The organism is Leisingera aquaemixtae (genome assembly GCF_001458395.1).
Taxonomy (GTDB): Bacteria; Pseudomonadota; Alphaproteobacteria; order Rhodobacterales; family Rhodobacteraceae; genus Leisingera; species Leisingera aquaemixtae.
The window spans coordinates 15,652-28,464 of the sequence record NZ_CYSR01000029.1; the positions used below are offsets into that span (position 1 = coordinate 15,652).

Here is a 12,813-nt window from a genome sequence, read left to right on the forward strand (position 1 = left end):
GAAATCCGTCAGCTGCCGTTGTTTTTCTTGTGGTCAGCCTCGCGCTTGAGGATCGCGGCCACGAACAGGACCGAGGCCGCAAACAGGACCAGCATCTCTCCCACGTCGTTCAGAAACCCGCCGCCGCCAAACGCGCCCAGGGCGACATTGGCAAAGAACACGGCAAAGACGGCAACGGCAGCGAGGAGAAACATCGTTTAATCCCGTTTTTTGATCCCAACACCATTTGTAAGCGCTTACATCATTAATGCAAGCGCTTACATGAGCGGATGGCAATGGCTGCGATTTGTGCTAAGACAGGGGCCAATGGAATGGCAGGCATGATATGGGAAAAACCCGCTCAGCTCCGACACTTACCGATGTTGCACGGGAGGCCGGCGTCTCGACCGCGACGGTGTCGCGCTGCCTGAACACGCCGGAACGGGTGATCGAATCGACCCGCCAGCGGGTCCTGCAGGCGGTCGAATCACTGGGCTATACCCCGAATTTTGCGGCCCGGGTGATGGCGGCCAAGCGCAGCTTTACCATCGGGGCGATCATCCCCACCATGGACAATGCGATCTTTGCCCGCGGCCTGCAGGCCTTTCAGGACGAGCTGCGGGAGCGCGGCTATACGCTGCTGGTGTCCAGCTCGGCCTATGATCCGGAGGCCGAACGCGAGCAGATCCGCACCCTGGTTGCGCGCGGTGCGGACGGGCTGCTGCTGATCGGGCACGCGCGCGACCCGCAGATTTACGAATACCTCGACCGGCATCAGGTGCCGTCGCTGGTCGCCTGGTCCTATGTGCCGGAGGCCAGGCGGCCCTCGGTCGGGTTCAGCAATGCCTGCGCCATGCGCGCGCTGGCGGAGAGCGTTCTGGCGGCGGGCCACCGGCGGATTGCGATGATTTCAGGCCTGACGGAGGGCAACGACCGGGCGCTGAGCCGGGTGGAGGGTGTCAGGCAGGCATTGCAGGCGGCCGGCCTGGGGGAGGGGGCGTTGACCCTGATCGAAACCCCGTATGAAATCGACAAGGGGGCAGAGGCGTTCCGCCAGCTGATGGCGCTGGAGCCGCGCCCGACGGTGGTGATGTGCGGCAACGACGTGCTGGCGGCGGGCGCCTTGCGCGAGGCGAAAGGGATGGGCATCGCGGTGCCGGAGCAGGTCTCCGTCACCGGGTTCGACGACATCGAATTGGCGGCAATTGTCAGCCCGGCGCTGACCACGGTGCATGTTCCGCACCGCGAAATGGGCCGCAAGGCCGCGCGGGAGCTGGTGGCGATGGTTGAAGGCACATCGGCAGGGCAGCCGGAGTGCATCAGCACGCATGTCGTGACGCGGCAGTCGCTGGCTGCGCCGCCTGACCCGTCGTGAAAACGGTCAAAATCAGCGGTTGAACAGGATAACCGCGCGCAGCGGGCGCTGTCCGGGCACATGTGGACACCGGCAAGCGGGCCTGCCGGTGTCCTTTGCATGTCTGGGGCTTGCCGCCCGCGCTTACTCCGCCGCGATTGCGCGGTTGCCGCGGTCTTCCGGCTGGAACGGCGACCATTCAAGTTCGCCGTCATAGCGCCAGGCCAGCTTGCCTTCGCTGTCCATCGCAATCAGCGACAGCCAGCGGTTGTCGAACAGCGCCCTGACATTGGCGTGCCGTTTCAGCACATCGGTCATCGCCTCGCGCGGGGCTTCGATGATGACGGTCAGGCGCAGCGGGTCATGCTGGAAGCCGTCGCCGTCATGCACCGACTGCCAGGGCAGCCCGGGGCGCAGGGCGCCGCCGTTGCCTTCCAGCACGCCGATGCCGCCCGCCACATTGTGCAGCAGCTTGTTGCCGCCGCCGAACAGCTCCGGCGCCACGGTGGAGCCGTAGTACTGCAGACTGATCCAGCTCGCGACCTGCACCGGGGCGGTCATGATCAGCTCCAGCACGCCAAAGCCCGCGTCGGCCTGCCAGTCGTAGTTGTGCAGGAAGGTGTTGCCGGACAGGTCCGCGCCCTCGGTCCGCTGGCGCGGGGCGGCGATCAGCGCCTGGCAGCCGGCCAGACCCCATTCCGGGCGCAGCTCGGCCCAGTCGCTGGCCCGGCGGGCGATGTCCGCCTCCCCCTTGGCGCGGGGCAGCCTGGCGGCGCGTTCGCTGCGGGCCAGCCGCCCGGCGCCGTCCAGCCAGCGCTTCAGCCGGGCGACATCCGCCTTCCACTCCTGCCCCGGCAGATCCTGCTCATACAGTGTGACCGCATCGGTGGTGGTATGGTGCAGCGCCGGCAGGAACAGCGTATCGGCGGGGATGCTGATGCCTTCGCCCCGCAGCCCCTCGCGCACCTGGGCGTCATTCAGCAGCCCGGCCAGCAGGCGCGCGTTCACATCGCCGGCATGGCCGCCGCAGGCGCCGCACTGCAGGGCGCTTTCGTGCGGGTTGTTGATGACGTCAGCGCCGTGGCCTGCCAGCATCACGATCCGCGCGAAATTCTCTGTCAGGGACATCGCGGCCAGCACGGATTTGGCCATGCCGATGCGGGCGTCCAGGCCGATTGCAGGGTCAAGCTGCGGGGCGGGTTCGGACTTGGCGCCAGCCGGGCGGCCAAGCGAGTCCCGCAGCAGCTTGCTGACATACAGCGGGCCGGTGGCCTCGACAAAGGCAAAGGAGGAGACCGCCGCCAGTTTGAACCGGCCCCAGGCGCGCTTGGCCCGCGCCGCATAGCGCCGCTTCCGGTCGATGTCGTCCGCTTCGGCGGCCTGCGAGGTTACACCGGGCTGCAGCAGGACCGGGCCGCGGATCTCGGTCACGTCCGAACCGGCGGCGCGGTGCGCGCTGGCAAGGCCGAAGAAGCCCGCGAAGCCGATGGTTTCGATCCCGGCGTCCTGGGCTTCCAGCATCCGGCGGAACACCTCGGAGCGCACGTCGATGCAGAAGGCGGCCTGCACCGCAGGGCGTCCCTCAGTCCGGCGCGGCTGGCGGGAGGCCAGGACAGTGGAAAGCTTGCGCTGCTGCGCCCGCTCGGCGGCGTCCTGTAGCACCGCGTCGATCACCAGATCCCGGCTGGGGGTCACCGGCATTTCGTGCTGTGCGGCAACCTCCGACCAACGCTCGGCACTCTCGTCCTTGTAGAGGTGGAACAGCGCCTCGTCGAACACCATCCGGATCGCCAACAGCTCAGCCGCGGTGTTGTCCGCCTGGCCGTCCAGTTCCGCCTGCCACAGCAGATAGCGGGCATACTGCGCCCAGCCGCCCAGTGTGATCAGCCACCTGTGGTAGGCGGTCTCAGCGGCCTCGGCCGACACGCCGAGAGTTTCGGAGGCGCGCCCGATTGCCCGCCAGTGGGACCGATTGGTGGCGGCAACAAAGGCGCCAAAGCCCTTGAGGCCGTGGATTTCCGGGGTCAGATCGCGGGAGGCGAATTCGCGCCAGGCGCTGAAGGCGCCGCCGGTGCGGTTGGGCTGCCACAGGGCCTGGCCCTGATCAAAATGGCTGCACGCCCAGGCGCCGATCCGCTCCTCAATCAGGCCCGGCCAGTCGATGCCGGACACATCCGCCGCCAGCTCCGCCACTGTGGGCAGGGCGCGCAGCGGGGCGCTTTCGGTCCGGAGCGCGGCCTTGACGGTGTCCAGATCCGGCAGGCCAAAGCGGCTTTCGGCACTGGCCAGGGCCGCGCGCAGATCGTCCACTCCGATCTCTCCGGCGTCGAATTTGGTCGCCCAATGGGCGCGCTCCGGCGTGATCCGGGCGCCCGCGACGCGCGCCATGCGCGCCGCCGCCACCGCCAAGGGTTCACCGGTCTGGCCAAGGAAAGGGTTGACCGCAACGCTGGAGGAGAGCGGGAACAGCGGCGGGACCGCTTTCACCGCCTTGTTCGCCTCGGCGACAAATTCCAGAAGGGCCGCAGGGTAGGTTTCGTGCTTGGTAAACATGTCTCGCTCCGTTTCAGGCGGTTTTCCGGTTCGACCAGCCGTCCAGCAGCCGGTCGAAGATCGCGTTTGCGTAAAGCCCGCTGGACAGATGCACGCGCAGGCCGGCGGCGGCCGGATGGGTGGCCCAGAGCGGGAAGGTGGCCTGGGCCACGGCGACCGCGCCAAAGCTGATCAGCGCCAGAACGATCAGCGCCCATTCCAGCGGGCCCGGTGCGGGGGCCGGCGGCAGGGTGCCTGCGGTCATGTGCAGGGCCAGCGATTGCAGCAGGAAGTAGCTCACCGAGGTTGCCGAGGCATAGATCACGGTGCGGCGGGTCAGCGCGCCGGGGGCCGCATCGGCAAGGCCCTGCGCCAGGATGTAGGCCACGCCGAAGATCAGGATCACGCCCAAGGCGATGGCCTGCACCGACTTGCCGTCAAAGCCGAAGACCGCCCCGATCAGCCCGTACATCACGATGCCGATAGCAAAGGCCTGCAGCACGTTGCGGGCGCTTGGTACCGCGATGGGGCCGGGACGGCGGGTGGCGGCCACATTGCGGACCGCTTCGCCCGCGCTGAGGAAGGCATGCGCCTTGTACAGCGAATGCGCCACGATGTGCAGCAGCGCCAGCGGGAACAGCGCCAGACCGCACTGCATGACCATAAAGCCCATCTGCGCAATCGTGGACCACGCCAGCGAGGTCTTGACCGCGGCCTGCGTCAGCATCACCAGCCCGCCGAACAGCGCCGTGAAACCGCCCAGCATCACCAGCAGCGCCATCACCCCCGGCGCGGCCAGCATCACATCGGCGAACCGGATCAGCAGGAAGCCGCCCGCATTGATGACGCCCGCATGCAGCAGCGCCGACACCGGGGTGGGGGCCTCCATCACCTCGGTCAGCCAGCCGTGGGCCGGAAACTGCGCCGAGGCCAGCACTGCCGCCAGGGCGATCAGCATTGCGGCGGCAATCGTCGCCGGGCCCGCCTGCGCGGCGGCCAGGATGGCGGAGATATCGGTTGTGCCATAGCTCAGCACCAGCAGCAGCACCGCCCCTGCCAGCGCCAGCTCGCTTGCCCGGGCCACAACGGCCTTCTTGCGCGCGGCGCGCCGGGCGGTGGTGCGCTCCGGGTAGAACAGGAGCAGCCGGTTCAGCAGCAGGCTGGTTGCCACCCAGGCTGCCAAAAGCTGGATGAGGTTGCCCGACATCACCAGCAGCAGAACCGCGGCCAGGGTCGCTGACATCCAGCCCGCAAAGGCGCCCTGGCGCGCTTCGCCGTCCATGTAGGTGGCCGCGTAGCGCATGACGATCCAGCCGATAAAGCTCACCAGCACCAGCATGGTGGCGCTGACCGCATCCAGCCGCACCGAGATCCCAACGCCCCACAGGCCGATCAGCGCGGAGGTTCCCGGGCCGTGAAGCAGCAGCAGGACGGCCGAGGCGGCCGCGGCCGCAAAGGCGGCAAGCGCGGCCCACTCGGCCGCCTTGGGCAGCAGGCCAGGGCGGCGGCCGGGTGTCCGGCGCGCAAAGGCTGCGGCGGCGAGCAGGATGAGCGGGCTTAGAAGTGGCAGAAACAGGTGACTCATGGTTTAAATTCCTCGGTCTCAGCAGGCGGAATCGCGCTTGATACCGAGATAGGGCAGGTTTCTAGATATAAAAAATTCATTGTTTACTAGGTTTGGTTCTAATAAATAGAACGGTATGCCGCTGAACTATCACCACCTCCGCTATTTCTGGGCGGTTGCGCATGACGGGAACCTGACCCGGACGGCGCAGCAGCTGAACCTGTCGCAATCTGCCCTGTCCGTGCAGATCAAGCAGCTGGAAGAGCGGCTGGGCCATGCGCTGTTTGAGCGCCGCGGGCGGCAATTGCATCTGACCGAGGCGGGCCGGATCGCCTTGGACCACGCCGATGCGATTTTCGCCGCCGGGCAGGAGCTGGTCGCCACCTTGCAGGAGACAGGCCGCAGCCGTCAGGCGCTGCGCGTGGGGGCGCTGGCCACCTTGTCCCGCAATTTCCAGATCGGGTTCCTGCGCCCGATCCTGGCGCGGAACGATGTTGAGGTGATCCTGCGCTCCGGCAGCCCGGCGGAGCTGCTGGAGGGGCTGGGCACGCTCAATCTGGATTTGGTGCTGATGAACCGGGAGCCGCCGGACGACAGCCTGGCGCCTTATGAAACCCATCAGATTGCCGAACAGGCCGTCAGCATCGTCGGCTCCCCGGAACGGTTCGATCCGGACCGTCCCATCCGCGAGCTGCTGGGCGCGCATCCGTTCATCCTGCCCACCACCGACAACACCCTGCGCACCGCCTTCGATGCCATGGCCAGCCGGCTGTCGGTGCGCCCGCAGGTGGCCGCAGAGGTGGATGATATGGCGATGATGCGCCTGCTGGCGCGGGAAAACATCGGTCTGGCCCTGGTGGCGCCGATCGTGGTGCAGGATGAATTGTCGTCGGGGCGGCTGGTGGAAGCCAGGGAGCACCCGCGGATCAGAGAGACGTTTTACGCCATCACCCTGCGGCGCCGGTTTCCCAACCCGGTTGTGCAGGAGCTGCTGGCAAGCAGTTATGATCCGGCGCCGCTGACCTGAGCATCTGGCCGCTCAGGGCCGCTGCCAGGGCCGCTGCGTGGATTCGTCACGTTTGAAAAAAGGCTTCACTCTGGCACTTCCCTGCCGGATGCGGGCACGTGGGGCAACTTGACACTCACCGCCATATTGCCAAGCCGGATCTTTTCGTATACCGCGGCATACAAACCGCGCTCCCGGGTTCGCAGGCTGCTGCCGAGGCCCGGGATGCACGCCCTTCTAACGCTTACTCGCCGGGACAGCCATGAGCCTTTACACAGATTACCTGAATGAGATCGAAACCCGCAAAGAGCAGGGTCTGAACCCCAAGCCCATCGACGATGGCGCGCTGGTTGAAGAGCTGATCGCGCAGATCAGGGACACCGGGAACGCGCACCGCGACGACTCCCTGAACTATCTGATCTACAACACTCTTCCCGGCACCACGAGCGCGGCGGGCGTCAAGGCGAAGTTCCTGAAAGAGATCATCCTGGGCCAGGCCGAGGTTCCGGAAATCTCCACCGGTTTCGCGTTCGAGCTGCTGTCCCACATGAAAGGCGGCCCGTCGGTGGAGGTGCTGCTGGACCTGGCGCTTGGCGAGGATGCCGCGGTGGCGGGGCAGGCGGCCGAGGTGCTGAAGACGCAGGTCTTCCTGTATGAGGCGGACACCGATCGCCTGAAGCAGGCCTATGCAGCCGGCAGCGGCATCGCCAAGGACATTCTGGAAAGCTATGCAAAGGCAGAGTTTTTCACCAAGCTGCCGGATATCGAAGACAAGATCGAAGTCGTCACATATGTCGCTGCCGAGGGTGATATCTCCACCGATCTGCTGTCGCCGGGCAACCAGGCGCACAGCCGCTCGGACCGCGAGCTGCACGGCAAATGCCTGATCTCCGAAAAGGCGCAGCAGGAAATCGAGGCGCTGAAACTGCAGCACCCGGGCAAGCGCGTGATGCTGGTCGCCGAAAAGGGCACGATGGGGGTCGGATCCTCCCGCATGTCCGGCGTGAACAACGTCGCCCTGTGGACCGGCAAGCAGGCCAGCCCCTATGTGCCGTTCGTGAACATCGCGCCGGTTGTTGCGGGCACCAATGGCATCTCCCCCATCTTCCTGACCACCGTGGGCGTGACTGGCGGCATCGGGCTGGACCTGAAGAACTGGGTCAAGAAAACGGACACCGATGGCAACCCGATCCTGAACAACGACGGCAACCCGATCCTGGAGCAGAAATACTCTGTCGAAACGGGCACCGTGCTTGCCATCGACACCAAGTCTAAAAAGCTCTGCAGTGCTGAAACCGGCGAAGAGCTGGCGGATGTCTCCTCTGCCTTCACGCCGCAAAAGGTCGAATTCATGAAGGCCGGCGGCTCCTATGCCATCGTGTTCGGCAAAAAGCTGCAGACCTTTGCAGCCGAGACCCTGGGCGTCGAGCCGGTGACGGTCTTTGCGCCCTCCAAAGTGGTGTCGCATGAGGGCCAGGGCCTGACCGCGGTGGAGAAGATCTTTAACAAGAACGCCGTCGGCGTGGCCGGGGACACGGTGCTGCACGCGGGCTCGGATGCGCGCGTCAAGGTGAACATCGTCGGCTCGCAGGACACCACCGGCCTGATGACCGCGCAAGAGCTGGAATCGATGGCCGCGACCGTCATTTCGCCGACGGTGGACGGCGCCTATCAGTCCGGCTGCCACACCGCCTCGGTCTGGGATCTGAAGGCCCAGGCCAACATTCCCAAGCTCATGACATTCATGAACAAGTTCGGCCTGATCACGGCGCGGGACCCGAAGGGCGTCTACCATTCGATGACCGACGTGATCCACAAGGTGCTGAACGACCTCACCGTGGATGACTGGGACATCACCATCGGCGGCGACAGCCACACCCGGATGTCCAAGGGCGTGGCCTTTGGGGCCGACTCCGGCACCGTGGCGCTGGCGCTGGCAACCGGGGAGGCCACCATGCCGATCCCCGAGTCCGTCAAAGTGACGTTCAAGGGCCGCATGAAGGACCACATGGACTTCCGCGACGTGGTGCATGCCACCCAGGCGCAGATGCTGCAGCAGCATGGCGACAACGTCTTCCAGGGCCGCGTGATCGAAGTGCACATCGGCACCCTCTTGGCCGACCAGGCGTTCACCTTCACCGATTGGACCGCGGAGATGAAGGCGAAGGCCTCGATCTGCATCTCCAACGACGAGACGCTGATCGGTTCGCTGGAATTGGCAAAGTCGCGCATCCAGGTGATGATCGACAAGGGCATGGACAATGAGGCGGCCACCCTGCAGGGGCTGATCGACAAGGCCGACAAGCGCATCGCCGAAATCAAGTCCGGCGAAAACCCGGCCCTGGCGCCGGATGATACCGCCAAGTACTTCGCCGAAGTCGTCGTTGACCTCGACGCGATTGACGAGCCGATGATTGCGGACCCCGATGTGAACAACGCGGATGTGTCCAAGCGCTACACCCACGACACCATCCGCCCCGTGTCCTATTACGGCGGCGAAAAGAAGGTCGACCTGGGCTTTGTCGGTTCCTGCATGGTGCATAAGGGCGACATGAAAATCGTCGCGCAGATGCTGAAGAACCTGGAGAAAAAATCCGGCAAGGTCGCGTTCAACGCGCCCCTGGTTGTTGCGGCGCCGACCTACAACATCATCGACGAGCTGAAGGAAGAGGGCGACTGGGAAATCCTGCAGCGCTACTCGGGCTTTGAATTCGATGACCTGATGCCGAAAAGCGAGGCGCGCACCGAATACGAGAACATCCTGTATCTGGAGCGTCCGGGCTGCAACCTCTGCATGGGCAACCAGGAGAAGGCCGCCAAGGGCGACACGGTTCTGGCCACCTCCACGCGCCTGTTCCAGGGCCGCGTTGTGGAAGACTCGGCAGACAAGAAGGGCGAGTCGCTGCTGGCCTCGACCCCGGTTGTTGTCCTGTCGGCGATCCTGGGCAGAACCCCCAGCATGGACGAGTACAAGTCCGCGGTGGAGGGGATTGACCTGACCAAATTCGCGCCGCCGCTGGAAAAACCCGCTGGGGCGCGGTCGGTTCATTTCTGACGCCAGCTGATGCGTCCCGCCGCCGTGCCGCCCCTGCGGGCAAGGGCGCATGGCGGCTGCAAATCCTGGTGCCGCCGGGCAGGTGCAAAGCCTTGCCCGGCGGCCCGTCAGACCTGGAACCGCCCGGCTGCGGCCTCCGCCCGGGACGGCTGCCAGCGCCCGTAATTCTGATTATGTTATTTCATTCCTGAAGAACCGCAGGCGCGGCCGTTTTGGGCTACGGCAGGTGCCCGGCCTCCCAGCGGCACCGGCCATAGCGTATGGCAGGCGCATAAGCAGCCGATATCGTTCACTTTATTACCACATGCGGCGCTGGCTCCTGCCAGCCGGCCCTCACGCCGGGGTGTCAAAAAGTAATACACGCTAAACGGTAATTGCTTTTTCACACTCTTCTTATAGGGTGTTAAGGGTCCAACGAGGTACAGCTCATGAACCTTTCTCTCTCCCGATTCTTTGAAAGCACCCCGGCGACCAATCTCGACACCTGCGACCGTGAGCCGGTTCACATGATCGGTATGATCCAGAAGGGCACCGGCCTGCTGGTGCTGGATCCTGCCGATGGCCGCATCGTCGGCGTGTCGGAGAACCTGCATGAAATCCTGGGCAAGCCAGCTGACGCGTTGCTTGGCGCGGGTATCGGGGTTCTGTCGGAGGATATTGCCGAGCAGCTGGCCGAACTGGCGGACAGCCCGCATATTTCTCACGAAATCCTCGACGCGCAGTTCGAGGCGGACGGCGCAATTTACGATGTCGTCACCCACGCCCACGCGGGCCGCCGGTTTGTCGAATTCATCCGCAACGAAGCGCCGTCGGCGTCCCTGGTGCGCAAACGGATGCGGCGCTGCGGGTCGGCCTGTTCGCAGATCATGGGCGCGTTGACCTTCGAGGAGGCGATGCAGGTCGCCGCCAATGCGGTGCGCGATCTGACGGGCATGTCCCGGGTCAAGATCTACCGGTTCCTGCCCGACTGGTCAGGCGCGACAATTGCTGAATCGCGGGACGACCGGATGGTGCCGATGCTGGGAATGCATTTCCCCGATACCGATATCCCCAAGCAGGTCCGGGAACTGATGATCATTGTGCCCTACCGCTTCGTGGGGTCGGTGCAGGACGAAAACGTGCCGATCCGCGCGCTGGCCGGTCAGGCTGGCGAGCTGGATATGACATGGTCGATGGGGCGCGCGGTCTCCGTGATGCACACCGCCTATCTGCGCAACATCGGGGCGTCCTCGTCGTTTTCCTGCAGCCTGATGGACAAGGGAAAGCTGTGGGGCCTGATTGCCTGCCACCACGTCGAGGAAGCGATTGTGCCCTCGGACAGCTGGGCGCTGGCGCAGGAAATCGGCACCGCGCTGATGCTGCGCTACGATCAGGCGCAACGCACGGAAACCGCGGACATGATCTCGCATCTGCGGCGGATCGAGAGCAACTTTGCGGCCGAACTGCGCCAGACCGGCGACGTCGAGGACGTGATCAAAACGCTTGTCCCGGTGCTGCAGAAATTCCTGCGCGCCGACGGGTTCGCCTTTCAGTACGGGCTTAACCTTCACACATCGGGTGAAACGCCGCCGCCGGAGTTCATCCGCGATCTGATCCGGTGGACCAAGGACAACCTGACCGGCGAAGATCAGTTTCAGACGATCTCGCTGCAGTCCATCTATCCGGACTCGGTGCCCTATAAGGACGTCGCCTGCGGGGTGCTGGTGCAGCCGATTGTCGTGCACCGGGTCTGCCAGCTGATATGGTTCCGCGGGCCGATCACGCAAAAGGTGGCCTGGGCCGGGCGCCCGGATGCCAAGATGGTGGCAGACGAAAAGACGGGTGTCACCCTGGGGCCGCGGACGTCGTTCGACAAATGGGTCAATGAACACAACGACCAAAGCCTGCCCTGGGAGGAGGCTGAGCTGCAGGCCGCGCGCGAGATCTTCCAGGAGTTTCTGGACATTATCTCCTCGCAGCTTCTGCTGAAGGAGGAGAATTCCTCGCTGCGCCGCTTTGCGCATATGGCGGCGCATGACCTGAAGGCGCCGCTGCGGGGCATTAGCTCGGCGCTGCAGTGGATGGAAGAGGATGAGGCCGACCCCGCAAGCGTCGAAGAGCACCGCCACCTGGCGGCGCAGCAGGCGAAGAAGCTGCAGCGCCTGACCGAAAGCCTGCTGGAACTGGCCGTCCTGCAGGAGCAGAAGGCGAAGATGGAGAATGCCGACCTTGGCCAGCTGGCGCAGCAGGCGGTTGAGCTGCTGGGGCATGACATCGCGGCGGCCGGCGCCGACGTGCAGATAGGCGGCCTGCCGTCCTGCGTCGCGGCGCCTGACCTGCTGATCCGGGTGTTCCTGAACCTGATCGGAAACGCGCTCAAATACGGCCGCTCTGCGGACCGGGCGCTTCGGATTGCGGTCACCTCCGAGGAGGACGGCAGCTGGCACCGCATCGTGATCGAGGACAACGGCCCCGGCATCCCGCCGCAATTTGCGGAGCAGATTTTCGAGCCGTCGCAGCGGCTGGTGACAGATGACAAGGCCGAAGGAAGCGGGTTCGGCCTGTCGATCTGCGCCGAGATCGCCAAGCTGCACTATGGCCGCATCTTTGCCGACAAGACGTTTGAAGCCGGCGCACGGTTTGTTCTGGAACTGCCGAAAGCCCAGCCGCAATGACGCGCCCGCAGGACGCCGCCCGGCGGCCCGCACGCCTGTGGCTGCGCGAGGCCACGCACCGGCTGCATCTGGACCTGCATGAGCATCCGCTTTACCGGCGCCTGACGGAGCCGGACCTGACCTATCAGGAACTGAGGGCAACCGCGGCAGTGACATATGCCGCGGCCTCGGCGGTGGAGGCGGACCGTGCCAGGCGGCAACTCTGGCCGGAAATTTCCTTGTCGGACCACCTGACGGCGCTGGAACGCGATCTGGGCGAGGAGCCGTGCCCGGCGCCGCAGCCCGGGCAGGCGTATCTGAACTCAGACGCGGGCCTTCTTGGCGCGCTCTACGTCATCCACGGGTCCGCCTTCGGGGCTGCCTCGCTTGCCAAGACGATCTGGCGCGCCGTGCCTTCTGCCCCCCGGTCCTTTGTCGTGCCGCGCGACACCGGGGCCTGGCGGTCCCTGTGCCAGCTGCTGGATGCGGTCCCGGAGGCCGATCTGGCGGAGCTTGCCGAGGGCGCACAGGAAGTGTTCCGCACTTACAAACGGCTGGCCGACCTGCAATTGGCGGGGCTGCAGGCCTCCCTCCCCCCCGATGCCGCCAGGAGTATTCCGCCCGCGCGCGGTTCCGCCTGGCAAGCAGCCTCCCGCTAAGGGCCCGCTCCGGCGGGCCGGGCAAGGCGGC

At 65.4% G+C, this 12,813-nt stretch carries 8 protein-coding genes; 5 read left to right on the forward strand and 3 right to left on the reverse strand.

The features are described from left to right. Nucleotides 1-8: 8 nt before the first annotated feature. The gene (locus tag PHA8399_RS13500; RefSeq protein ID WP_027234045.1) at nucleotides 9-194 is read right to left on the reverse strand and encodes a hypothetical protein; all 186 of its coding nucleotides are present in this window, start codon (nucleotides 192-194) and stop codon (nucleotides 9-11) included. A gap of 131 nt (nucleotides 195-325) precedes the next feature. On the opposite strand from PHA8399_RS13500, the gene PHA8399_RS13505 reads away from it, so the two are divergent. Next, nucleotides 326-1,354 carry a LacI family DNA-binding transcriptional regulator gene (locus tag PHA8399_RS13505; RefSeq protein ID WP_058286659.1) on the forward strand — a complete coding sequence of 343 codons (1,029 nt, stop codon included), beginning with the start codon at nucleotides 326-328 and terminating at the stop codon, nucleotides 1,352-1,354. Nucleotides 1,355-1,477: 123 nt separating this feature from the next. Here the strand turns inward: PHA8399_RS13505 and PHA8399_RS13510 are convergent, their stop codons facing one another. Beyond that, nucleotides 1,478-3,886, reverse strand: coding sequence for a YbcC family protein (locus tag PHA8399_RS13510; RefSeq protein ID WP_058286660.1), 2,409 nt, complete (start codon nucleotides 3,884-3,886; stop codon nucleotides 1,478-1,480). A gap of 13 nt (nucleotides 3,887-3,899) precedes the next feature. Next, nucleotides 3,900-5,450: a proton-conducting transporter transmembrane domain-containing protein gene (locus tag PHA8399_RS13515; RefSeq protein ID WP_058286661.1), complete on the reverse strand. Its 1,551-nt coding sequence runs from the start codon at nucleotides 5,448-5,450 to the stop codon at nucleotides 3,900-3,902. Between the two features lie 115 nt (nucleotides 5,451-5,565). Between PHA8399_RS13515 and PHA8399_RS13520 the strand changes: the two genes are divergently transcribed. The 4 genes from PHA8399_RS13520 (at nucleotide 5,566) to PHA8399_RS13535 (ending at nucleotide 12,782) form a co-directional block, all read left to right on the forward strand. Further along, nucleotides 5,566-6,456 carry a LysR family transcriptional regulator gene (locus PHA8399_RS13520; RefSeq protein WP_058286662.1) on the forward strand — a complete coding sequence of 297 codons (891 nt, stop codon included), beginning with the start codon at nucleotides 5,566-5,568 and terminating at the stop codon, nucleotides 6,454-6,456. Between the two features lie 241 nt (nucleotides 6,457-6,697). Then, entirely contained in the window at nucleotides 6,698-9,490 is a 2,793-nt protein-coding gene (locus tag PHA8399_RS13525; RefSeq protein ID WP_058286663.1) for a bifunctional aconitate hydratase 2/2-methylisocitrate dehydratase, read from the forward strand. A gap of 428 nt (nucleotides 9,491-9,918) precedes the next feature. Continuing rightward, nucleotides 9,919-12,144 carry an ATP-binding protein gene (locus PHA8399_RS13530; RefSeq protein ID WP_058286664.1) on the forward strand — a complete coding sequence of 742 codons (2,226 nt, stop codon included), beginning with the start codon at nucleotides 9,919-9,921 and terminating at the stop codon, nucleotides 12,142-12,144. Then, complete coding sequence (locus PHA8399_RS13535; protein WP_058286665.1) at nucleotides 12,141-12,782, forward strand: heme oxygenase-like domain-containing protein; 642 nt, start codon at nucleotides 12,141-12,143, stop codon at nucleotides 12,780-12,782. Before PHA8399_RS13530 ends, PHA8399_RS13535 begins: the two co-directional genes overlap by 4 nt. Nucleotides 12,783-12,813: the final 31 nt, after the last annotated feature.